21 protein-coding genes, 1 tRNA gene and 1 pseudogene are annotated in these 21,607 nt (G+C 60.4%); 11 read left to right on the forward strand and 12 right to left on the reverse strand.

Going from position 1 to position 21,607, the window contains the following annotated elements:
• The first annotated feature begins 124 nt into the window (after positions 1 to 124).
• Positions 125 to 259 carry a hypothetical protein gene (locus tag WYS_RS16520; RefSeq protein ID WP_272898445.1) on the forward strand — a complete coding sequence of 45 codons (135 nt, stop codon included), beginning with the start codon at positions 125 to 127 and terminating at the stop codon, positions 257 to 259.
• Between the two features lie 167 nt (positions 260 to 426).
• On the opposite strand, the gene WYS_RS06395 is transcribed toward WYS_RS16520, so the two are convergent.
• Positions 427 to 1,206 (reverse strand): uroporphyrinogen-III synthase, encoded by a 780-nt coding sequence (locus WYS_RS06395; protein ID WP_019177342.1) that lies wholly within the window; start codon positions 1,204 to 1,206, stop codon positions 427 to 429.
• Between the two features lie 419 nt (positions 1,207 to 1,625).
• Here WYS_RS06395 and WYS_RS06400 point away from each other — a divergent pair, with 419 nt between their 5' ends.
• The 5 genes and pseudogenes from WYS_RS06400 to WYS_RS06420 all read left to right on the forward strand — a co-directional run bounded on the left by WYS_RS06400 (position 1,626) and on the right by WYS_RS06420 (position 6,514).
• Entirely contained in the window at positions 1,626 to 2,120 is a 495-nt protein-coding gene (locus WYS_RS06400) for a helix-turn-helix domain-containing protein (RefSeq protein ID WP_236993916.1), read from the forward strand.
• Positions 2,121 to 2,455: 335 nt separating this feature from the next.
• Positions 2,456 to 3,076 (forward strand): annotated as a pseudogene (locus WYS_RS06405) (acetate uptake transporter); the annotation flags it as partial.
• A gap of 69 nt (positions 3,077 to 3,145) precedes the next feature.
• Positions 3,146 to 4,285, forward strand: coding sequence for a uroporphyrinogen decarboxylase family protein (locus WYS_RS06410; RefSeq protein ID WP_019177345.1), 1,140 nt, complete (start codon positions 3,146 to 3,148; stop codon positions 4,283 to 4,285).
• 355 nt (positions 4,286 to 4,640) lie between these two features.
• Positions 4,641 to 5,048 carry a flavodoxin family protein gene (locus WYS_RS06415; protein ID WP_019177346.1) on the forward strand — a complete coding sequence of 136 codons (408 nt, stop codon included), beginning with the start codon at positions 4,641 to 4,643 and terminating at the stop codon, positions 5,046 to 5,048.
• A gap of 311 nt (positions 5,049 to 5,359) precedes the next feature.
• Positions 5,360 to 6,514, forward strand: coding sequence for a pyridoxal phosphate-dependent aminotransferase (locus WYS_RS06420; RefSeq protein ID WP_019177348.1), 1,155 nt, complete (start codon positions 5,360 to 5,362; stop codon positions 6,512 to 6,514).
• Positions 6,515 to 6,609: 95 nt separating this feature from the next.
• Here the strand turns inward: WYS_RS06420 and WYS_RS06425 are convergent.
• From WYS_RS06425 to WYS_RS06440, 4 genes are all read right to left on the reverse strand, one after another.
• Positions 6,610 to 6,718, reverse strand: a tRNA-Leu gene (locus WYS_RS06425).
• Positions 6,719 to 7,005: 287 nt separating this feature from the next.
• Entirely contained in the window at positions 7,006 to 7,896 is an 891-nt protein-coding gene (gene map / locus WYS_RS06430) for a type II methionyl aminopeptidase (RefSeq protein WP_019177349.1), read from the reverse strand.
• Entirely contained in the window at positions 7,889 to 8,527 is a 639-nt protein-coding gene (locus WYS_RS06435) for an L-threonylcarbamoyladenylate synthase (RefSeq protein WP_019177350.1), read from the reverse strand. Before WYS_RS06435 ends, map begins: the two co-directional genes overlap by 8 nt.
• The gene (locus WYS_RS06440) at positions 8,527 to 9,168 is read right to left on the reverse strand and encodes an MBL fold metallo-hydrolase (protein WP_019177351.1); all 642 of its coding nucleotides are present in this window, start codon (positions 9,166 to 9,168) and stop codon (positions 8,527 to 8,529) included. Before WYS_RS06440 ends, WYS_RS06435 begins: the two co-directional genes overlap by 1 nt.
• Before the next feature lie 235 nt (positions 9,169 to 9,403).
• Between WYS_RS06440 and WYS_RS06445 the strand changes: the two genes are divergently transcribed.
• Together WYS_RS06445 and WYS_RS14610 are read left to right on the forward strand one after the other, a co-directional pair.
• On the forward strand, positions 9,404 to 9,766 hold the full coding sequence (locus tag WYS_RS06445; RefSeq protein ID WP_147654466.1) for a DUF362 domain-containing protein: 363 nt from the start codon (positions 9,404 to 9,406) through the stop codon (positions 9,764 to 9,766).
• 202 nt (positions 9,767 to 9,968) lie between these two features.
• Positions 9,969 to 10,727 carry a CDGSH iron-sulfur domain-containing protein gene (locus tag WYS_RS14610; RefSeq protein WP_081579869.1) on the forward strand — a complete coding sequence of 253 codons (759 nt, stop codon included), beginning with the start codon at positions 9,969 to 9,971 and terminating at the stop codon, positions 10,725 to 10,727.
• A gap of 6 nt (positions 10,728 to 10,733) precedes the next feature.
• On the opposite strand, the gene WYS_RS06455 is transcribed toward WYS_RS14610, so the two are convergent.
• Both WYS_RS06455 and WYS_RS06460 read right to left on the reverse strand, forming a co-directional pair.
• On the reverse strand, positions 10,734 to 12,806 hold the full coding sequence (locus WYS_RS06455) for a helicase C-terminal domain-containing protein (protein WP_162137710.1): 2,073 nt from the start codon (positions 12,804 to 12,806) through the stop codon (positions 10,734 to 10,736).
• Positions 12,807 to 12,906: 100 nt separating this feature from the next.
• Positions 12,907 to 13,380, reverse strand: coding sequence for a hemerythrin domain-containing protein (locus WYS_RS06460; protein WP_019177355.1), 474 nt, complete (start codon positions 13,378 to 13,380; stop codon positions 12,907 to 12,909).
• A 38-nt stretch (positions 13,381 to 13,418) separates the two neighbouring features.
• Here WYS_RS06460 and WYS_RS06465 point away from each other — a divergent pair, with 38 nt between their 5' ends.
• Positions 13,419 to 13,919, forward strand: a complete 501-nt coding sequence (locus WYS_RS06465; protein WP_201798858.1) for a GNAT family N-acetyltransferase — start codon at positions 13,419 to 13,421, stop codon at positions 13,917 to 13,919.
• On the opposite strand, the gene WYS_RS06470 is transcribed toward WYS_RS06465, so the two are convergent.
• The 3 genes from WYS_RS06470 to WYS_RS06480 form a co-directional block, all read right to left on the reverse strand.
• Positions 13,906 to 14,232, reverse strand: coding sequence for a hypothetical protein (locus WYS_RS06470; RefSeq protein WP_019177357.1), 327 nt, complete (start codon positions 14,230 to 14,232; stop codon positions 13,906 to 13,908). The genes WYS_RS06465 and WYS_RS06470 overlap by 14 nt on opposite strands.
• A gap of 65 nt (positions 14,233 to 14,297) precedes the next feature.
• Entirely contained in the window at positions 14,298 to 15,254 is a 957-nt protein-coding gene (locus tag WYS_RS06475; RefSeq protein ID WP_019177358.1) for an EF-Tu/IF-2/RF-3 family GTPase, read from the reverse strand.
• Between the two features lie 54 nt (positions 15,255 to 15,308).
• A complete protein-coding gene (locus WYS_RS06480; protein WP_081579870.1) occupies positions 15,309 to 16,838 on the reverse strand; it encodes an MFS transporter in 1,530 nt (509 codons plus the stop codon).
• Positions 16,839 to 16,963: 125 nt separating this feature from the next.
• Here WYS_RS06480 and WYS_RS14615 point away from each other — a divergent pair, with 125 nt between their 5' ends.
• Positions 16,964 to 17,389, forward strand: coding sequence for a zinc ribbon domain-containing protein (locus WYS_RS14615; protein WP_081579871.1), 426 nt, complete (start codon positions 16,964 to 16,966; stop codon positions 17,387 to 17,389).
• Positions 17,390 to 17,619: 230 nt separating this feature from the next.
• Here WYS_RS14615 and WYS_RS06490 read toward each other — a convergent pair whose 3' ends face one another.
• Positions 17,620 to 17,985, reverse strand: a complete 366-nt coding sequence (locus WYS_RS06490) for a hypothetical protein (RefSeq protein ID WP_019177361.1) — start codon at positions 17,983 to 17,985, stop codon at positions 17,620 to 17,622.
• 287 nt (positions 17,986 to 18,272) lie between these two features.
• Here WYS_RS06490 and WYS_RS06495 point away from each other — a divergent pair, with 287 nt between their 5' ends.
• Positions 18,273 to 18,929: a peroxiredoxin gene (locus WYS_RS06495; protein ID WP_019177362.1), complete on the forward strand. Its 657-nt coding sequence runs from the start codon at positions 18,273 to 18,275 to the stop codon at positions 18,927 to 18,929.
• A gap of 35 nt (positions 18,930 to 18,964) precedes the next feature.
• Here the strand turns inward: WYS_RS06495 and mgtA are convergent, their stop codons facing one another.
• Positions 18,965 to 21,553, reverse strand: a complete 2,589-nt coding sequence (gene mgtA / locus WYS_RS14620) for a magnesium-translocating P-type ATPase (RefSeq protein ID WP_019177363.1) — start codon at positions 21,551 to 21,553, stop codon at positions 18,965 to 18,967.
• Positions 21,554 to 21,607: the final 54 nt, after the last annotated feature.

Here is a 21,607-nt window from a genome sequence, read left to right on the forward strand (position 1 = left end):
AGGGCGACGCGGGATGAATCTCAACACTTGTTGCTGAAGTTCGAGGAAGGCATTGTCAAGGTCGTCCAGAGGGCCAAGGAGGTCTGCTTAACATGAGGGAGTCGACGTCCTAAGGAACCTTCAGGTGATGGAGAACATCCATCCCTGGGACCTTTCCTATGACATCATGATGGCAATAAGGTTCTATCCGATACAGTATTTCGACGCGTTCCTGGAGCGCCCCACCATGTCAAAGCGGCCGACCTCATATCACCAATGATCTGGAGAGCGGGGCATCGGTCTGCTACGAGCCTTTTGACTGGTGAATGAGGATAGTCCAGGACAGGGGTCTGTATAACCTAACCCCGCCCGACTAGACTATAAATCCCCCCAGAAAGAGATACCAACGATCAGCATACCGCCGATGAAGGGGAAAGCCCGAGCAAGCTAAAGATCGCTCACTATGTCCTTGACCATCAGCTCTGCGGTTGCTCTTTTCGGCATGATGTCGACCTTGAGGCCATATTCCTCAAGCTTGTCCTTGGTGTCGTTGCTTAAGACAGCGATGGTAACCCCATCTAAGACATCATTTGCATCCGCGCCTTCAAAACGCTCTTTCAAATGGAAGAAAAAAGCATCGGCATGACTCGGAGTTGCAAACGCCAACGTGCTGACCTCGTTGTCTTCCAACCGGTCCAGAAGCACCTCCATGTCTTCAGACCTCTTTAGCTGTAGGGAGTACACCGGCACCTCTGTCACATTCCACCCCGCCTCGATCAGGGACGATGGAAGGAGGCGTGAGCCCCTGTCAGAGCGGAGCAAGGCGATGCTGCCTCTATGCGGCAGCGCGTTTATGTGCTCGATGAGGGAACTGGTAGATGCTTCTGAAGATACAGATGGAACTTTCAGTCCGTTCCATTTTGCCGTCTCTGCTGACCGGTCGCCTATCACGATGACCTCGACCTTGCTCATCGACGTTAAGAACCTGTTGAGCAGTCCACGTTCGATGGCCATGTTGATGGAATGCCTTACCGCTGTAGGACAAGTCAATACCACACAATCGTATTTGGCCAGCGATAGGTCCATAATGAAATTGGAAAAAACGGAGTTGTCGATCGGCAAAGATACGAACAGGGGCACAAAGACGAATTCGGCCTTATCGGCATATGGGCGACATATCGGTTCCCAGCCTTCGGATGGGGCCAGAATTGCCACGCACTTTTTCATCGGTTCGCACAGGGGACAGTAAGATTATTTATCTTTCCTTAGGATTACGAAATATAATCGATGTTAGATTTTTAACATCCGATGTTGCTCCAGGGCGCAAATGAGCTGTTTCGACCTAGCTGCAAGTCCTAATCGTTCTCCGAATCCTTCCGGACACAAAAGGCAAGAAGATCCATATGGCGATGGGGGACGCTCGAGTTCCATTTGGTCTCCTTGTTTAAATAGGTATATGGAGCTTTATCCGTAGATTTATGCGATCGGCCACCTTTAGAATTAAAATCCCCGATTTTTGCCGTACATGCATAAACTGCCTTCCGTTCCTTGAAAAGAACAACGTATCCGTAAAGATCCTACGATGCGCCCCGTTGGGCCCCCATTGCGGTCACAGCCTGTTAAGGTTCGAAGGTGAACCCGAATTATTGGACGAACTCCTTCTGAATCCCTGGGATGTTGCAGCCGATGACATGAAGATCGAGGTTGCTAGAACAGGCAATGGGGTTTATTCTGCATTGGTCGTCAACAATAATTGCGAGTTGAGCCACATTATCAACGACTCGGGCTGCTTTTTAGAATTGGCCATCAAATCGGACGACAACGATGTGGTATTTCATCTGATCGGGACCGACGTAGACTCGATCAACTTATTTCTGAGCTCGGCAAAAGGTGCGGGGTTCGACGTGCGCGTCGTAAGTGTCTATGAAAAAAGGACTTGGGGAGGCCTCACATACCGGCAGGAAAAGGACCTGAGGATAGCCTTTGAATCTGGCTATTACAATATACCGAGCCAGATCACCCTGGAAGATCTGGCCAACAAGATGGGGATATCCAAATCGACCCTCAACATCACGCTCAGAAGAGCGGAACGAAAGATCATTTCCGACCATCTGACCAACTCTGAGGCAAATCAACGATAGACATGTATGCGGCCTCGAGCGATGCAGATCACAAAAGCAATTCGATCCATGACATTGATAATCCTAGACATGCCGTGTCAAGATGTCCAGCCTTCGGCCCCGGCCTGAAATAGTTCGTTGACGATGACAGTACCCTGACTTTTCGTTGCTATGAAAATACCGACCACATAACTGTGATATCGGCTTTTGATTCATATATGAATCTAAATTAGATCATCTGGCATTTTGCCAGACTACTCGGCCGACATGTACGACGATAGTTATAATAAGACTCTATCGAAGATGTTCGTCGTTTTAAAATTGTAGCCATGCACCGATAGGCCTTCAATCGGAAGGTTGATGAATTGTCATCTGAGAAATTAGGAAATGCTGGAGCTCTCGGCCTTTGCGCCTTTGGTCTTACGACCCTGGCCCTGATGCTTCACAACAACGGGCTGTACGGCATGAACACCATGATCCTCGCTATGGGCATGTTCTATGGCGGGATCGTTCAGCTTCTCGTGGGAGCTTTGGAGTGGAAACATGGCAACACCTTCGGAACTGTCGCCTTCGCCTCTTACGGAGCATTCTGGCTCTCATTCTGTTTCATGTTAATGCTCCCAGCATTTGGGCTCGCCGCTCCCGACGCTGCGGCGGTAGGCTGGTTCATGGCTTTGTGGACGGTGTTCACCTTCGCCATGTTCGTGGGCACTCTCAGGATCGCAAAGGCCTTGCAGCTTGTGTTTGGACTTGGTACGATCGGTTTCGCCCTGCTGGCTTTGAACGACCTCACCGGCATAGAGGTGCTTGGCGACATTGCCGCAGTGGTTGGCGTGCTCCTCGGATGCTCGGCACTCTACGCTGGCCTGGCAGAAGTGCTGAACGAGGTGTATGGAAAGGTCATCCTGCCCATCGGGCCCGTGGTCCACGCGGAGCCTAGACCAAAGCAGGACTCGCCTACCTCGCCGAATGACTGAGGTTGGGTCCGATAATCCGACCCCCGCCCCTAGGGAGAGGGGGACATACCCCAACCATGTGGTCCACCATTGAACGAACAGAGCGTAGAGAAAAAGGTGATTAGGTCAATGATACACGAATCAGAAAAACAAGCATACACAGGACATCAGACAGTTGCACGTAAGCACGATCTCGGGCACAGAGCACAAGTTGAGATGGCCTTGAACTTCGAGAAGCCGTATCGGACGCCAGTACAGAACTTTTCCAACATCACCGCAGTCCATAGCGGCGGATATCAGTTCAAGGACGCGCGCACAAATGCGACCCTATCGGCAAAGCTGGCTCTGAGATTTGCCAAGCTCACTCACTCGGATTTCGTCAAGCCAGCCCTGGATACCAATGGGCAGTTGATCGATATCGGGCTGAACATTAAACAGCCAGACGACAACTACGGTCGGGCCGTATCATCGCTTATCAACGAACCCGAGGATGTGGATCGGCTCGAACTGTATGATCCGTTCAACCCGAAAGAATGCCCCTATTTCACAAAGGGGTTTGTGGAGAACATACGGATGGTCTCCGACACCATGGATGAGGATTTTCATGTTCTCGGCATGTCCTGGGGCCCGTTCACCACCGCCGCCTACATACGGGGTGCGGAGAACATCATGATGGACATAAATCTCGATCCAGACCTTATCAAGAAGCTCGTGGCCAAAACTGCAGAGTTCTGCGAAAGAATACAGATGAGGTGCATTGATGCCGGCGCTACCGCTCTGTGGATGTCAGACCCAACAGCCTCGGAGGACATGATATCGACCGACATGTACCGTGAATTCGCACTGAAAGGGACCAAGCGTGTCTGCACCAATGTGAAGAAGGAAACCAAGGTACCCATATTCGTCCACATGTGTGGAGAATCTTCGGAAACAATGCAGCTATTGCCGGATGCCGGCGTTGAATGTTTCAGTTGCGATTCCAAGGTCAACCTGGCAATTGCCAGGAAGAACATCGGGAAAAAGATGGCCATTATGGGCAATATCGATCCCGTGAGGGTCTTGTGGCAAGGTACCCCCCAGACCATAAGGGACACTGCGTTCAAATGCATAGATGATGCGGGCCAAGAGGGCGGGTTCATCCTTGCGCCTGGGTGTGAAAGTCCCAGGGACTGCAGCGACGAGAACATGATCGCCATGGGCATGGCAGGAATCGACTATTGGATGAGATAGGGTTGACGCAACGCACCAGGGATGCATGGACCTATGGCGATATCCTTGGTGCCCCTCTTCATTTTTTAGCCAGTGTTTTGTCGGCGCATCCTGAGGCGCTGCAGCATTCACCTCATTGGCGTGGTGCAAAGGGCAGGTTTGAATTGGGGTGCCCTCGATAGAGTAGCTCGCCATTCTGGAGCGCCTTGTCCACACCCAGTGGCTAATCATATCAACAACACAACCTGGAGAGCGAGATTGCCGGTATGACGCTACGAACCTTGGCTAGTGAACGGCGGCCTAGAGCAGGACGCAGATGCGGCGTCGATCTTTATCGTGTAGCCATATTGGGCGGGATGGCATATCCTGTCGGGGGGTGGGCAAGCATGAAGGCATAGGCATACAGTCAAGCCCCCGGGGCAAGAACAGCAACACCCTCCGGCTGCTGAACGCGGCGTTGGAGGGGTCGCGCAAAGCAGGCACGGAGGCCAAACTCGTTGACATCACCAAGATGAACACCAGGTACAGCACCGGTGCCAGTACTGCCGCCGGAGCGGCAAGTGCAATATCAAGGACGATTACCTCCACCCTGCTGAAGAAGATGCTAGCCGCGAACGGCATCTTATTGAGCGGTCCGAACTACATGTCCCATGTCACCGCCCAGCTGAAGACAGTACTGGGCCGCAGCGTCAACGTGGAGCATGAGCAGTACCTCGCCGGCAAAGATGGCTTCTTAATCATGACCGCCGGCGGGGGTGTGAGAAGCTGTTGCTGGGCTACATGAATGGCTTCCTGAGGGAATCGGGAGCGTTCGCGGTCGGAGGCGTCGGCCATTTGCTGAACCGCGGGCCGGAGGCATGAACGAGGCGGTCAAGCGCTCGCAGGACATGGGCCGCGACAGGCGGGAGCGATCAAGGAAAAGCTGATCCTATTCAGAGCAGGTCGAGGAGCATGAGGCCTGGAGGAGGGGGTTCGCGAGGACCATCAGGACCAATGAAAAGACCTGGAGCCATAACTATGAGATCCGGGTCAAGAAGGGATGGGTGGGGCCTCAGTAGAGAAACCATTAATCGCGGCATGGCCGTTCCACCATCGATGGGCGTGAAACTAGGATACAGCGACAGGTCCCGCCTCGTCGTTCAGTCGGAGATCAGGAACATGACCCTGGAATGCAACAGGGTCGGGGGGATCAATCTCGCGCAGGGCGTGTGCGATCTTGATGTGCCCCAAGTGGTCATCGAATCCGCGTACGAGGCGATGAAGCAGGGAACGAACCAGTACACCAGGTACGACGGGCTGCCCATCATAAGAAAAGCGATCGCGCACAAGTTCAAGACCTTCAACCACGCGGACATCGACCCGGAGAAGAACGTCGTCGTCTCCGCCGGCGCGACCGGAGCGTTCTATTCGGCCTGCCTCGCGTTGCTGAACCCCGGCGATGAGGTCATTGTGTTCGAGCCGTTCTACCAGTACCATGTGAACACGCTGCTGGCCGTCGGTGCTGTTCCGAGATACGTTAGCATGAAGACGCCCGAGTGGACCATCGACATGGATGAGGTTAGGTCCGTGATCACCCCAAGGACCAAGGCGATGATCATCAACACGCCCGGCAACCCGTCAGGCAAAGTGTTCACCAGGAAAGAGCTGGAGGAGCTCGGTTCCATATGCGAAGCAGCGGACATCTTCCTGTTCTCCGATGAGATCTATGAGTACTTCGTCTACGACGGCCTGGAGCACGTCAGCCCGTGGTCGATACCGTTGTTGAGGGAGAGGACCATCGTCATCTCCGGTTACTCCAAGACGTTCTCCATCACCGGGTGGAGGCTTGGCTACTGCGTGTGCGGCGAGCGCTGGGCGCAGATGATCGGGTACATGAACGACTTGGTGTACGTGTGCGCACCGGCACCGTTGCAGGTCGGCGTGGCCGAGGGCATCATGAGGCTGCCGCCGAGCTACTACGAGAACATCGCCAGAACGTACCAATATAAGAGGGACGAGATGATCTCTTCCCTCCGTAGCGCGGGCATGGAGCCGTACGTGCCTCGGGGGGCGTATTACATCCTGGCGGACGTGACCAACGTGCCCGGTAGAACGAGCAAAGAGAAGGCGCTGCGTATACTGAAGGAGAAGAATGTGGCATCGGTGCCGGGATCGGCGTTCTACTCGAACGGAGGAGGGGAGAACCTGGTCAGGTTCTGCTTCGCCAAGAGGGACGAGGTGCTGAGTCGAGTGTGCGCATGCCTGAAGTAATGAGGTAGATTGGGATGCGGCAACAGATGCACATTCGAAAAAAAATCCCGCTGTAAGATTTTTTAATATTTTTTTAGAAATTTTAGAATCCAAAGTGCGAGGGGCCGGATTTGAACCGGCGGACCTCTTCAGGAACAGATCTTGAGTCTGTCGCCTTTGGCCGATGAGTGTGAGTCATCATTGACCTGGCTTGGCTACCCTCGCGGTGATGGACTTTCGTAAATACCATGCACATATTAAACCTTGCTTAGCCCAGATTTATACCGTTTGTGGACCGGAATCTACACGGAGAATACATCCAGACGTTTTATTCATAGTATATTATGGTTGGCGAAGTATTTTATATTCATAATTCCATTTACGTCCGCCTGTGCAAGCAGGCACGGGAGGGGTGCAGAACGACCTCGCCATTTCCTCCAGATTCGAACCACCCACAGATTCTTTAGAGGTGGCACCTCTCCCCCTCAACGTCCGCTACTTGATTTCATGTCTCATAGCGTCGTCACTGTCGCTTTGCCGTTGGAGACCGCCACGGTATGCTCGGTCTGCGCCACCATGCCTCCCCTGACCTCAGAGAGCATGGGGTACGCGAACAGCAGGCCGTGCCGGACCAGCGTCTTCAGGTGAATGGGCGCCTTGGAATCGAGCTTGGTGCACCAGCGCTCGCAGAACGGCAGCGTGCCGAAGTTCTCCTTCAACAGGCGGAAATGCTCAGCGGCCTTCTCGTCCCGGAGCTCCCGGTCCCGCATGATGCGGTAGATATTGCCGTGCTTGGAGTTGCGCACCTCGCCGGCGCCGTTGGTGGAGAACGGCTCGATGGCGAGGATCATGTCCTTCCCGACCCTGGTGAGATTGCCGTCGTCGTAGTTGGCGACGGAAATGCCTGCGTGCAGGTTGTACTGCTGCATGCTGTGCCCGGTGAGGTTCGTCACCGGCAGGTAGCCGTTGCTCTTGACGCCACGCTCTATGGCGCCACCCAGAGCGCCGATCGGAACGCCCTCGCTGACGATCTCGATGGCCATCCCCAGCCCTTTCGCGGACGCGTCGATCAGGGGGCCCCAGTTCCTCGTGCCCACCTCCACCGTTTGCGCTGTATCCCCGATATAGCCATCCACGTGCGCTCCGACATCCACCTTCACCAGGTCGCCCCGGCTGAACTTCAGCTCGTCATTGGTGCTCGGCGAGTAGTGCGCGGCGACCTCGTTGATGCTGATATTGGTCGGGAATGCCGGCTTCGCCCCCCTCTTCTCGATGAGGGCTTCCACCTCCTCGGCCACGCTCAGCAGGCTGACGCCCTCCCCGACCATGCCTGCACCGAGCAAGCGCGCTTCACTAGCAATGGCGCCGGCCCTCTTCACCTTCTCGAGGACCTCGTCATTCATTCAAAGCCGCCTCGATCGTTTCCGCCGGAATGGCCCCGGGACGAATGAGGGCCATCTCGCCCTCGTTGAGCTGGACTATGGTGGACGGCTTTCCGAACCGGGCGGGGCCGCCGTCGACGTACACGCTGACCGCGGGGCCGAGGTCGCCGATAGCGTCCTGGCAGGTCAGGGGGTTCTTGTGAGAGTGGATGTTCGCCGACGTGGACACTATCGGCCCGAACTCTTCGATGATCTTCAGCGCGACGGGGTTGTCCGGTATCCGAATCCCGATCTCGTTGGTCGACGATGTCAGTATGTCCGGCACCGCCGGCCTCTTGGCGACGATGAGGGTTATGGGCCCGGGCATGAACTTCTTGACCAGGCTCCTGGCCCGGTCATCGAGGACGGCAAGCTCCTCCATCATCCTGACGTCCTTCACCGCTATGGACATGGCCATGTCAAACGGGCGCCTCTTGGCCATGTATACGCGCTTCACCGCCGTCTCGTCGAACGGGTCGCACCCCAGCCCGTACACCGTCTCGGTCGGATAGACAATAAGCCTCCCAGCGGCGAGCTCCGATACTATACGCTCCATCTGCTCCTCGGGGATCGTGACGACCCCACCCTTCTCCACTACCTTGACTATCTCCATCAGTATTCCCCTAGATATCTCAGCGCTTCCACGATCTGCTCCCCCGCGTTCCCCCGGGCGGAGGGGCCGTGCCCCGGGTAGAGGTCCACCGCTCCCAGTGCCTGGAGCTTCTTCACCGAGGCGACCAGGTCGCCATGGTTCCCCGTGCTCAGGTCCCATCGGCCCACTCCGCCGGCGAAGACGGTGTCCCCGCTCAGCAGGGCCTTCGATCTGGCATCGAAAAGGGATATGCCTCCGGCAGTATGGCCGGGGGTGTGTATCACCTGCAGCTCATGCTCCCCGGTGGAAAGTACTTCCCCTCCCCGAAGCTCCTCCACGTCCAGGGGCGCCAAGCTTTCCCCGAACATGATGGCCTCGGTCCCCCTGGCCGAGCCCTCTCTGACCGGGGGCGCGTCAAGCTCGTGAATGAGCACCTTGGCCCCCAGCGCGGCGGAGAGCGCGGCAGCGCCCCCCACATGATCGAAATGGCGGTGAGTGAGGACGAGATGGGAGACCCTGTCCTTCCCCAGCGCCTTGGTGATGGCCCGGAGGGTCCTTTCGGCATATGCCCCGGTGCCCGCGTCCACCAGAATGGGCTCGTCCCCTGTGAGCAGGAAAACGTTGGAATCGAAACCCTGTCCAGGGAACATATGGACGGTCATCTGATGTTGAGAAGTCCGAGGGGCTATTTAACTTATTCTAGCCAAGTGAAAACGGAGTCAGGAATGTGTCTAGCGGCATCCGCTCTGGCTAACGAGAAACGAATGAAATATCTGTCTTTCGAACGAATGAACGTTCCACCGTGAACTCTAAGTACGTGGTGGCTCCTCGACTGGATACCACGGACCGGGGCGGTGCGCCCGGGACCGCGGCCGCCACTGATCGAGGGAAACACGGATGGATGATCATTTCTGCCCATTTTGCTTCGTAAGGAGAACAGCGCCCCAGGTGACCAAGGACCTGGTGATGAAGTTCGCAAAGGTCCCCGGCGTGCATATCAGGGTGCGGGAGGACCGCTGCACCGGCTGCGGCGCCTGCGTCAGGAAGAACTATTGCCTCGTCGGCGCCATATCCATCGCGGACAGGAAGGCCAGGGTGGACCAGGAGTTGTGCCGCGGCTGCGGGCGCTGCACCCATTTCTGCCAGAAGAAGGCTTTAGAGACATACGGCCTGGCCCCGGACATAGTGAACGGCGCGACCGGCCTGGCGCACGACGCCATCAGGCGAACCGACCGTCTGGTCCGCTCGGTCCTGAAGTGATGCCGCGGTGACCGGGCCGAGAGGGCCGTCTTTCGCCTTTTTCCCAACGTCCCGGACCTCCAGGGGGTCCGGACAAGCATTTATATTCATTGCGCACCCCACCACGAGAGCGACCAACGTTACGGCGTTGCATGGGCATGGGGAGCGGCCGCTGGGGCGAGAACCCCATACGGCCGAGGACCGTGCGCGAGGGAGCGATAGCATGGCACGCGGCATCATCGACAGAGTTGCGCAACGGATCAAGATAATGAGGAACGGCCCCTACGTGGTCTCGGGCGACGTGCCCCTGGACAAGCAGATCACCGAGAGCGACGACACCGGTTCGTCGGTGGGGTGGAAGGCCGGCGAAAAGTATCCGGAACAAGGCGAGGAGTACCGGCTGTGCCGGTGCGGGCAGTCGGGCAATAAACCGTTCTGCGACGAGACCCACCACATGGTGGACTTTGACGGGACCGAGACGGCCGATCGCAAGAGCTACGCGGACAGCTGCGAGACGCTGGAAGGCCCCCGGGTGAGGCTGACCGACCGGGATGACCTCTGTGCGGTGGCAAGGTACTGCCACGGGAAGGGTAACGGCGACGCCTGGGACCTCGCTCAGAGGGCCAGCACCGATCAGGAGGTCAGGGAGGCCGTGGACCTGGCCTGCAGCTGCCCCTCCGGGCGCCTGGTGGCGTGGGACAAGGGAACCGGCAAAGCGATCGAGCCGGAGCACCAGCCATCGGTGAGCCTGATCGAGTACCCCTTGGAGGGGGTCAGCGGGCCGATATGGGTCAAGGGCGGCATTCCCGTCGAGTCGAGCGGCGGGGGGCAGTACGAGGCCAGGAACCGCCAGACCCTGTGCCGGTGCGGCGCGTCGGAAAACAAGCCGTTCTGCGACGGCTCCCACATCTCCGAGGGGTTCAACGACGGAGACAGGTCCGTGGAAAAGGGGAGGGCCTCGGCCATCGTCCGGATAAAGTGAGAGGGGTCAGAACCGCTTGCTCCATCCGAGGAAGCCGACCACGTCCTTCACGGGGTCCTTGGTGGGGCGGGCCCCCAGCTGCTCGCGGTAGCGGGATACGCGATTGTCCAGTATGACCGCCGCCCCCCTGTCCGTCTCCGTGCGGATCAGGCGGCCGATGGCCTGCTGGACCTTACGCACCGCCGGGGCGGCGCTGGTATACTCCCACCCCTTCCCCGACCCATACTTCTTATCGTAGCGGACCTTCAGCTCGTCCAGCATCAGGGACGGGGGAGGATATGGTATCCCGACCACGATGGCGATGTCCAGCTCCTGGCCCGGGAAATCGAGCCCCTCCGCGACCTTGCCGCCCATGACGGTGAAGAACACACCGTCCTTCTCCTTCTTGAACGCCTGGATGTTGGACGCCAGCCTCCTCGACGAGCCGGACTCCTCCCAGTACAGCTGGCGGTCCACCTTCTCCTCGATGCCGCCGCGCATGGACCTCAGCATCTCGTAGGAGCGGAAGAACACCATGGTGTTGCGGTCGGTGGCGTTGCACAGGTCGATGATGTGCCCGGCGATCCTCCCCTTCATGGAGGGGTCCATGCGCATTTCCCTCTGCCCCGCGCTCACGTCCTCCGGGTATACCACCAGGCGGTTCCCTGGCGGGAACGGCGACGGGAACGAGCGCAGCTCGCTGCCGGGCGGAAGGCCCAGGACATCAGCGTACTGCCTCAGCGGGTGGAGCGTCCCGGACATGTGCACCGCCCCCTTGACCTGGGACAGGAACGCGGTGGTCTCCTCCGGCTCCACGCAGTTCGCCACCAGCTTGCCGTTGCTGTCGACGGAGATCAGCTTGACGAACCGGGAGTCGTCGGCGGAGATCCAGCTCTCCAGCAGCGTCCCCAGGCGGAGCGTGGCGGAAACGGGCTCCTTGCCCCTTTCCATGCGCTCCTCCACGAACTTGTCCCCCATGTCCATAAGGTTCGCGCACAGGCTGCGCAGCTCCTCCTCGCTGAGGCCGAGCGCCCCCCTCAGCCGCCCCTCCAGGAACCTCCTCCCTAGGCGGGCCTCCGACGAGTCGGGGGGCACCTGCTCCCTGGCCGCGTCATCGATGATCGAGCGCAGCGTAGCGCACAGCGAGCCCAGGTCCACTCCGGTCATCACCCGGGGGTTGGCGTGGTCCCTGGCCTCCAGCTCTGCCGCCTCCACGTCATGCATGGTAATGGTAAAGCTCTCCTGGTCGCGGGCGGCGTCGATGAGGTTATGGGCCTCGTCCACGATGAGCACGAAATCGTCCGGGGTCAGCTTCAGCCGGTCGAACAGCGCCGAGCGTATCTCCTTGGATAGCAGGTGCACGTACGGCACCACGATGACGTCGACCAGGGGGAGGATGGCCTTCCTGGCCTCATATGGGCACGCCCCCTGCTTCTGGCAGTAGCGGTCGAACTCGTCGGCGGTGGGCAGTTCGCTCATGCAATGATGGGCGAAGCTCATCTCCCCGATGGCCAAGTAGTCGGCGAAGAAGGGGCAGCCGCCCTTCTGCCGGGCCATGGTCCTCTGCTTCCTCTCCTCGCATATCTTTGAAAGAGCGTGCGGGGGGACATCCTCGTACTCCTCCAGGGTCCGCAGCAGCAGGCAGGACTTCCGGCGGCCCAGGAGCGGGATCCCCGTCACCTTGGTCCGGCGGGAGATGGAGCGCAGCTCTTTCATCACCTGGTCGCTCTGCGAGATCGTCCTGGTGAGGTACAGCACCTTCTTCTTGTGCTCCCGGGCGTGCTCCAGCGCGCCCACCAGCGAGCATATGGTCTTCCCGGTGCCGGTCCCCGATTCCATGACCAGGTGCTTCCCCTCCGCCAGCGAGGCCCCTATGGCTTCCACGACCTCCAGCTGGGAGGGGCGGGGCCGGTACGGGAACAGCGGATGGCCGCCCCGGTCCACGGGAGTGCCCTCCCACGGCCTGGGAACGTCCTCGGCCGCTCCACGGGGCTTGGAGGCTGGTGCCCTGACCCCTCCAGAGGGACGCCCGCACTTGGGGCAGCGCTCCGAGCCAGGGGACAGGAGGCTCTGGCAATTGTCACAGAATCTTCCGGCCACGAGTTTCCCATGCATAGGGGGTTTATATACATGACCCAGGGGGCCCCGAAAGAGAAAAAGAAGGGGGCGCTCCGGCCCTCCGCTGACGGCCGGAACCAGTTCATATAATGGACGGGCCCGAGGACATCTTCATCAGCCCTTCCTTCACCCGGCCCTCGTACTCGTCGCTCAAGCGGTCCATGGTCTGCTTGTCCAGCAGGTCCTTCGCCGCCGGGATCACCAAGCCCTCCTCGACCATGAAGTGGTTCTCGATGATCGACTTGAGGACGCGAAGCTTGGGCATCCACAGCTCGTCGTCCACGCCGATCTTCCGCAGCTCCACCAGGAGGAGCCTGATGATGCGCTCCTGCTCCAGGGACTCCATGGCGATCTCCCGGATCCGGACGTCCTCCTCCTTCATGATGGCCGCGTGGAGGGTCTGGGCCTCGGCGCGCTCGTGCGCCTCCACCCTCATGGAGAGGTCCGCGTACACCTCCATCCTGAGGTCGGCGTCCTCGATGCCGGTCTGGGTAAGCTTCTCGAGCATCTTCCTGTACTCGTTGTGCTCCGCTACGATCCGTTCTTCCAGGTTCATCCATATCCCTCTAGGGAGGGTTGCGAGCCAACGCATATATGATACTTGCACGCTGGCCCGGGGAAGATATTTCTACCGCCTCCTTCGTCAACATCGTAGACATGACCATAGATCTCCGGCACGCCATGACCGAGGGCCAGTTCGATGACCTCATGGAGATGTACCGGTCCACCTACTGGGCCAGGGACCGAACGCAGGAGGACGTCCGGAGGATGCTGGAGCGCACCGACATGATCTTCGCCCTGGTGGACAGCGGGGACGAGCGCCTGGTCGGCTTCGCCAGAGTGCTCACGGACACGGTCTACAAGGCCCTCATATTCGATGTGATGGTACGCCCCGACCGTCGCGGGGAGGGGTTGGCCCGCACTCTCCTGGAGAGCGTTCTCGCCCACCCTGAGCTGAGGGGAGTGAAGCACTTCGAGCTGTACTGCCGTGACGACGTCATCGACCTCTATAAGAAGTGGGGCTTCACCCAGGACCTTGCCGGACAGGTGTTCATGCGGAAAGAGGGGGAGCACGGCGGGGCTACCCGAGAGTAATGAACCTAGCGGGCGGCAGCGCGTAGACATCATGGAGCGCCACGTCCACCTCGTCCCAATCGGCGCATTCTAGGAAGTCGGTTGTAATGAGAGTGTTCTTCATTATGGAGTAAATGTGCTCCGGCGCCGGCGATTCGAACCGCAGAACGTAGATCCGGAACCCCGGCTTGGCACCCTTGAGCCCCTTGGGGCTGGAGATCACCGACGCACCATAGTCGTTGGGGAACCGGTAGATGTTGTGGATCCTCTTCCCGTCCATGCAGCCGCACACGCACTTGGCGTTCAGGTCCACTTTGTACTCGTCAAAGTTCAAGGAGCCCGCCTCTAATGGTGCCTATACCGTTGCCCGCGCTATTAACGCTTGCGTGGCTCGCAAGCTCACGGCAGCGAGATCGATCCAGCCACGCGAAGCTTGCCGCCGTCGAGGTGCATCAGCACCGCCCTCGATCCGGCGGGGTGCACCACTGGCTTCTCCAGGGCGAGGGTGAGCGTGGGCCTCCGGGGGTCCCCGCTGTCCTTGACCGCCTCCACCCGCGCGGGGATGAATTGCATCCAGTGACCCAGGTGCAGGACCATGCCCTCCTTCATGGGGATCTTCCAGAAGCTGACCAGGTCGGCCGTCGCGGTGACGGAGGCATCGCTCTTTATCTTGTCGTCCTTGGTGAGCACGTAGCCCCGGTCCAGGTCCTCCACGTCGATGTTCTTGAGGGCCAGTCCGACCCTGTCCCCGGTGACCGCTTCGTCGAAATCGTCGTCGTGCTTCTGTATCGACCTAACCTGGGCGACCTTGCCGGTCGGCAGGGCCTTGAGGTCGTCGTGCTTCCTGATGGTGCCGTACGGAACATAGCCCAAGATGACGGTTCCGACGCCCTTGACGTTGAAGAAGTGGTCTATGGGCACCGCCCCGAGGCCCTCCGAGGGCCTCTGCTGGTCTCTGGCCTCCTGTAGGAGCATCTCGCGGATGGCCGTCTTGTCATCCTCGATGAACCTATAATTCTCCAGCACGGTCCCCTTGGTCAGGGGCGCCAGCTGCTCCGGCGCCAGGTAGTTGCGCAGGATGATGTACCCTTTGCCGATCCCGGCGGCGTGGAGCATGACCATGGACTCGCCCAGCTGAGCGTTGATCGCCTCCACGATGACCAGGGCGCGATCGGCCATGGAAACGGCGAAGAACAGCGGGGCCAGGCGCTCAGGGTACTTGCTCGCCTCGATGAACGTGACGGTGTCGGTGCCCTGCTTCAGGTCGTACAAGGTGAGGTCCGATACCGTTCCCTTCTTGCCAAGGTCCTTGGCGTAGTCGTTGGGGCCTATGACCGCGACGTTCAGGTTGGCCATGGAGCAATGGTAAAAACGGCGCAGATAAAAGCCTTGCCATGGCCCGGGGCGGCCTCACGGGCGCGGCCCCGAGGGCGTCTCGCAGGCCTGCGGCTTCCCCCGCGCCAGGGATGTTATTGCTGCAGCTACCGCGATCCCTGCGGACACCAGGAAGGCCAAGCTCATGCCCCTCACGAACTCGTCGATGATGACCGGCGAGCCGCCGTCCATGGCGCCGGAGAACAGCGCGGACACCACTTCCGTGGAGGCGACCGAGGCCATCACCGCGCCCATTACGGCGAGGCTCAGGGATTGCCCTATGGTCCGCATGGTAGAGAGCGTTCCCGAGGCCACGCCCAGCTGGGAGCGTTCTACGCAACCCATCACGGCGCTGGTGTTGGGTGATGAGAACAGCCCCATCCCGATGCCGGTGATGACTAGGTACACTACCACCTCGAAGGTGGTGGAGCCCTCCCCCAAGGTGGCCAGGAGCGCCAGGCCCAGGGCGACGATGAGCATGCCGCCGGACGCCAGGGCGCGGGAGCCGATCTTATCGGAGAGATGGCCGGCCAGGGGGGACAGGACGCTCATGACCAGGGGCATCGACAGGAGGACCAGCCCGGTGGTGTACAGGTCCAGGCCCAGCACGCGCTCCATGTAGAACGCGATGATGAACGATACCCCGAAGTAGGCGGTGTAGTTCAGCAGGGTGGAGATATTGGCCGCCGCGAACAGGCGGTTCCGGGTTATCAGGTCCAGGTGCAGCATGGCATCCGGACCCTTCCTCCTCTCCGCCAAGATGAAGGCGGCGAGGGAGGCCGCCGTGACGGCCAGGAGCGATAGGACCGTGGCGGAGGTCCAGCCGGCGTCGTCGCCGATGGTCAGAGCCACCAGGAACGTTACCAGGGCCATCGCGAAGGTGACGGCCCCCGCGAGATCGAACCCCTTCCCGCTGCTCTCCACAGCCGGTTCCTTGAGCTTCCACGCCGCCAGGGCCATGACCAGGAGCCCGATGGGAACGTTGACCAAGAATATGGAGGGCCACCCGAACGCCTGGGTCAGTATGCCGCCCAGGGGCGGGCCCAAGGTAAGGCCGATGTACACGGACATGGCGTTGATGCCGAGGGCCTTTCCCCTCTCGTTCGGGGGGAACGCTCCTGTGACCAGGGCGGTGGCGGTGGACATCATTCCCGCGGCGCCCAAACCCTGGACGATGCGGAAGATGATCAGCTCCTCGCCCGACCGGGCGAAGCTGCACAGGAACGAGCCGAGGACGAACACCCCGAACCCGGCGATGAACAGGGGCTTCCTGCCGCGGACGTCGGAGAGCCTGCCGAAGGTCAGGAGAAGGCTCGCCAGGGTGACCAGGTACGCAGTGGGGATCCACACGGACAGGGCGAAGTCCATGCCCAGGCTCTGGGATATCGTCGGGAGCGACACGCTGACGATGGTGGAGTCCAGCGGCCCCATCATCGAGCCGATGCACGCGATCAGCAGGACCGTCCACTTATACGAGCTTTCCTTGACCATGGTCACCACATCTCGCTCCCCGGGCCCCGGGCGGGCTGTCGGCCATGCTTCTTCGGCGATAAGAGCGTTGCGCATTTGCACCGCCGGAAAGGCGCGCCATCAGCCTCGCGCCGGGCGGCGAGGATGGTCCGGGATCCGATAAGGCGGTCGAAAGCCGTATCTATTTCCGGGACGCTCCGTTCCCCGGTCGTGAGGAAGCCATGTCTGTACCTTCAGGGGGAGCGGCGGAGCGTGCGTATGGCATACCGCCAGGTACGGAGGGGAGGACCCAGACCGTACGGGCGACGGGACGATGTCCCCGCTGCGGCGTGTTCGTTCAGGAGAACTATCTGGTGTGCCCATACTGCGCGTTGCCGCTGAAGAAGGAGTGCCCGCACTGCGGGAAGCTGATCCCGCCGAACTGGAACGCCTGCTCGTTCTGCGGACACGTCATGACGAACGCCCTCCCGCTGGACGCGAGGGGTGCGGACGCCGGGAACGCGCCGATGAACGGAGCGGATGCGCCCCCTGAGCCCCGCGGAAGGTGCCCCCAGTGCGCCCGCGCCATCAGCGGCGGGGCCCGCTACTGCGGCGGCTGCGGCCTGAGGATCGAGGGGATCGACCCCGGACCGGTCGACGCCCCGTGACACTGGCGCGGTCCGGCCATACCGTTCTGCCCATTATCCCGACAGAGCGTAAGCTCGCACATGGATGCGATGGTGCAGAACAAGCAAATGACCAGGGCACATTTGAGGCGATTCTTTACAACACCTGTATCAGCGCGACCGGTACGAGCGGGTACTGCGCCTGAACGAGAAAGGTCCTGCTGCCGGGGGCAGGGAGGCGTTAAAGAGGACAGAGGTCCGCTGCGCTGCGTTCATCTGAACATGACCCCTGGGTCAGTAACTCCGGTCTCAGGGACATCGGCGACTATGCCCCTCTCCTCGTCGCCGACCTCCTCGTTGAAGGAGATCTTGCCGAACTTCTTCTCATAGTTGTCCAGCTGGACCTCCAGCCAGTCCCGGAATATCTTGGCCTGCTGAGGGCTCATCTTCAGGCACACCTGCTCCACCCTGTCCAGGACCGCCTCGCCGGACGTCTCGGACTGGGACGCGTTGATCGATATGGTCCGGATGGTCACCTCGAAGTAGTCTATCTGATGACCGCCGAAGATATCGCTCACGTACACCACCCGATAGTCTTTCGATCTATCGTCCTTGTACTTGATCTGCGGCTCGTGCATAGATATCGGAGTCAGCTTTAGTCATTGAGTATTAGTTATTTTCACCCAACATTATTGACCGGAACGGGAAAAGATGGCAGAAGGGGCGCTAAAACGCAGGAAAAGCGTGCTTCCTGATGCAATGGTCCGGGATCAGAGCCTTCCTGCCAGCCCAGTGCCGCATCCTCCGGCCTGTTCCACCGCTCTGGACGCCGGACAGCGGCGCGCCGGGGACATTCCCCGCCACCGCACTGGTTCGGGAATCGATTAATTATCTAGAGACGCATTATTGTTATACGGTGATTATTTTGAGCAATGAGAAGGTATGCTCCGAGACGCCTCTGCTGGGGGACAAGTTCCCCGACGTGGAGGTCGTGACCACGCATGGAAAGGCCAGCCTGCCCAAGGACTACGCGGGGAAGTGGTTCGTATTGTTCAGCCACCCCGGTGACTTCACCCCGGTGTGCACCACCGAGTTCGTGGCCTTCGCCAAGAGGGCGGACAAGTTCAAGGCGATGAACTGCGAGCTTATCGGCCTGTCCATCGACCAGGTGCAATCCCACCTGAAGTGGACCGAATGGATCGCCGACAACCTGAAGGTGGAGGTGCCGTTCCCCATCATCGCCGACGGGGTGGGGTCCCTCGCCACCAAATTGGGCATGATCCATCCCGGCAAGGGGACCAACACCGTGCGCTCGGTGTTCGTCGTGGACGACAAGGGCGTCATCCGCCTGATGATCCACTACCCACAGGAGGTGGGCAGGAGCGTGGACGAGGTCCTCCGGGCCGTGAAGGCGCTGCAGTTCCATGAGAAGAACCACGTGGCCCTGCCGGAGAACTGGCCCAACAACGAGATCATCGGGGACGAGGTCATCATTCCCCCCGCCGCCGACGAGAAGACCGCCAAGAAGCGCAAGGAACAGGGCGGCTGCTACGACTGGTGGTTCTGCCACAAGAAGATGTAAGGGGCTTTCCCGCCTTCGGGCGGGGCCCATTTTTTTTACCTCTCCGTTCCGAGGGAGCGGCGGCGATAGAACCTGGACTTGACCAGGTCGACCACGATGAGATAGGATGCCGTCACTACTGCCAGGAATGCGTAGAACTCCGGGGGCGGGGGGACCATCTGGAAGGGGCCGGCCAGCGGGGTGAACGGCATCAGGACGGCGAACCCCGCCACCGCCAGCGAGCTCAGGACGACCGGCAGGCTGGGGCGGCTCAGGAAGAAGGGGGTGGCCCGGGTGCGTATCGCGAATATGACCAGGGTCTGCGTCACCACCGATTCGATGAACCATGCGGTCTGGAACAGCCCATCGCCGGCGTGGAAGAGATACAGAAGGACGAAGAAGGTAAGGAAATCGAACGCCGAGCTGATGGGGCCGAAGAACACCATGAAGTCGCGGACGTACCGCACGTCCAGCTTCCGGGGCCGGGAGATGTACTCGCGGTCCACGTTGTCAGTGGGTATAGCGGTCTCGGACAGATCGTAGAGCAGGTTGTTCAGCAGGATCTGCAGTGGCAGCATGGGCAGGAACGGAAGGAACAGGGAGGCGCCGGCCGCGGAGAACATGTTGCCGAAGTTCGAGCTCACCCCCATCTGGATGTATTTCATGGTGTTCCCGAAGGTCCGCCGGCCGTCCAGGACCCCCTGGTTCAGGACCCGGAGGTCGTTCTTCAGCAGGATTATGTCCGCGGCCTCCTTGGCCACGTCCACGGCGTTATCGACCGATATGCCCACATCGGCGGCGCGGACCGACGGAGCGTCGTTGACCCCGTCGCCGAGGTAGCCGACCACGTGGCCGTTGGCCTTGAGAGCGGTGATTATCCTGACCTTCTGCACCGGGTCGGTCCGGGCGAACACATTGGCCCGCTCCACCGCCTCCTTGAGCTGCGGATCGTTCATTTTATCCAGCTCGCTCCCCAGCACCACCCCGGTGATCTCGAACCCCAGCTCCGAGCACACCTTCCGGGTCACCAGCTCGCTGTCGCCGGTGATGACCTTCATCGCCACGTTGGAGTCCCTGAGCATCCGGAGCGCTTCCCTGGTGCTCTCCTTGGGAGGGTCCAGGAAGGCCACGAACCCGGCGAACACCAGGTCCCTCTCGTCAGCCCTTCCGTACCCCTGGCGGTCCTCCACGTCCTTGTACGCCACCCCCAGCACCCTGAGCCCGTCCGCGCTCATGCGCCGGTACATCTCCCGGAGGCGGCCCAGCGTCTCGGGGTCCATCCTCATTGCGGAGCCGTTGCGATCGTAGTATGACGACACCCCGAACATGCTCTCCGGGGCCCCCTTGGTCATCATCACGGCCTTCCCGCCCCCGCGGACCACCACCGACACCCTCTTTCGCTCGAAGTCGAAGGGCACCTCCTCGATCAGCTGGTAGCCGCTGACGTCCACCCCGCCGTGCTCCACTATCGCCCCGTCCAGGGGGCTCCTCTGTCCCGTCTCGAAGTAGCTGTTGATATACGACAGCCGGAGCACCGGCTCGCTCCGCTGCTCCCCCCGAACGCCCACATACTGGACCAGGACTACCTTGTTCTGGGTCAGCGTCCCGGTCTTGTCAGTGCACAGGATATCCATGCTGCCGTAGTTCTGGATCGCCTCCAGGCGCTTCACGATGACCCCCTTGCGGCTCATGTCCATCGCCCCTTCAGTGAGATTGATGGTCAGGATGAGGGGCAGCAGCTCGGGGGTCAGACCGACCGCCAAGGCCACCGAGAACAACAGCGAGTCCACGATGCCCCGTTGGTTGGCAGCGTTGATGATGAAGACCACGACCACCAGGGCGAAGGTGACCCTCATGATCAGGTACCCGAAGCGGCGGGAGCCCTTCTCGAACTCGGTGGGCGGGCGGCGCTGGACCAGCTTTTCCGCCACCTCGGCGTAGCGGGTGCTCCGGCCGGTCCTGACCACCGCTGCCACCGCCGATCCGTTGACCACGGAGGTCCCCATGAAGAGGTAGTCGGACCGGTCGGCCGGCTTGCCCCTGGCCGGCGGCGCGGCGCTCTTTCCCACGGCCATCGACTCGCCGGTCAGCGCGGACTCGTTCACGAAGAGGTCCCGAGAGGACAGCACCCGGCACTCCGCGGGCACGATGTCCCCCGTGGACAGATGGACCACGTCGCCGGGCACCAGCTCGCTCAGCGGCACCTCCCTCTTCGCGCCGCCACGCACCACTGTGGCCATGGTCCTGACCTTCTTTGACAGCTCCTCGGACGCCCGCTCCGAGCGATGCTCCTGGAAGAAGGTGAGGCCGGTGCTGATCAGGACGATGGTGTAGATCACCGCGGCGCTGAGAGGCTGCCCGGTGAACAGGGTGACCGTCCCCGCCAGCAGGAGGATGATGACCAGGGGGTCCTTGAACTTGGACAGGAAGGTCCCCGCGGCGCTACGTTTCCGGCGCGGCGCGGCCTCGTTGGGGCCGTAGCGCTCCAGCCTCCGAGAGGCCTCCTCCTCGCCCAGGCCGAGGCGGGCGTCGGTGCCTAGGCGGCGCGCTGCCTCCGAAGCATCCAACACGAGCGCGTCATCATCGCTCAGGAAATCGTCCTGGCCGCGCCCGGCCTCCCTGCGGTCCCGATGAGGCCTTGCCATCGGAGCAGGTTGGAAACCAAGAGTATATCATAGCCTCCCGCCGCCGACAGTGGG

The sequence above is a fragment of the Methanomassiliicoccus luminyensis B10 genome, from assembly GCF_000308215.1.
GTDB classification, from domain to species: domain Archaea; phylum Thermoplasmatota; class Thermoplasmata; order Methanomassiliicoccales; family Methanomassiliicoccaceae; genus Methanomassiliicoccus; species Methanomassiliicoccus luminyensis.

Excerpts from the sequence above, each read along its gene's own strand:
- WYS_RS14615 (WP_081579871.1), top strand. The coding sequence starts at position 16,964 with ATGTCTGTACCTTCAGGGGGAGCGGCGGAGCGTGCGTATGGCATACCG.
- WYS_RS06420 (WP_019177348.1), top strand. The coding sequence starts at position 5,360 with ATGGGCGTGAAACTAGGATACAGCGACAGGTCCCGCCTCGTCGTTCAG.
- WYS_RS06480 (WP_081579870.1), bottom strand. The coding sequence starts at position 16,838 with ATGCGCAACGCTCTTATCGCCGAAGAAGCATGGCCGACAGCCCGCCCG.
- WYS_RS06460 (WP_019177355.1), bottom strand. The coding sequence starts at position 13,380 with ATGAACCTGGAAGAACGGATCGTAGCGGAGCACAACGAGTACAGGAAG.
- WYS_RS06490 (WP_019177361.1), bottom strand. The coding sequence starts at position 17,985 with ATGCACGAGCCGCAGATCAAGTACAAGGACGATAGATCGAAAGACTAT.
- WYS_RS06395 (WP_019177342.1), bottom strand. The coding sequence starts at position 1,206 with ATGAAAAAGTGCGTGGCAATTCTGGCCCCATCCGAAGGCTGGGAACCG.
- mgtA (WP_019177363.1), bottom strand. The coding sequence starts at position 21,553 with ATGGCAAGGCCTCATCGGGACCGCAGGGAGGCCGGGCGCGGCCAGGAC.
- WYS_RS06440 (WP_019177351.1), bottom strand. The coding sequence starts at position 9,168 with ATGACCGTCCATATGTTCCCTGGACAGGGTTTCGATTCCAACGTTTTC.
- WYS_RS06475 (WP_019177358.1), bottom strand. The coding sequence starts at position 15,254 with ATGGCCAACCTGAACGTCGCGGTCATAGGCCCCAACGACTACGCCAAG.
- WYS_RS06435 (WP_019177350.1), bottom strand. The coding sequence starts at position 8,527 with ATGGAGATAGTCAAGGTAGTGGAGAAGGGTGGGGTCGTCACGATCCCC.
- WYS_RS06465 (WP_201798858.1), top strand. The coding sequence starts at position 13,419 with ATGATACTTGCACGCTGGCCCGGGGAAGATATTTCTACCGCCTCCTTC.
- map (WP_019177349.1), bottom strand. The coding sequence starts at position 7,896 with ATGAATGACGAGGTCCTCGAGAAGGTGAAGAGGGCCGGCGCCATTGCT.
- WYS_RS14610 (WP_081579869.1), top strand. The coding sequence starts at position 9,969 with ATGGCACGCGGCATCATCGACAGAGTTGCGCAACGGATCAAGATAATG.
- WYS_RS06445 (WP_147654466.1), top strand. The coding sequence starts at position 9,404 with ATGGATGATCATTTCTGCCCATTTTGCTTCGTAAGGAGAACAGCGCCC.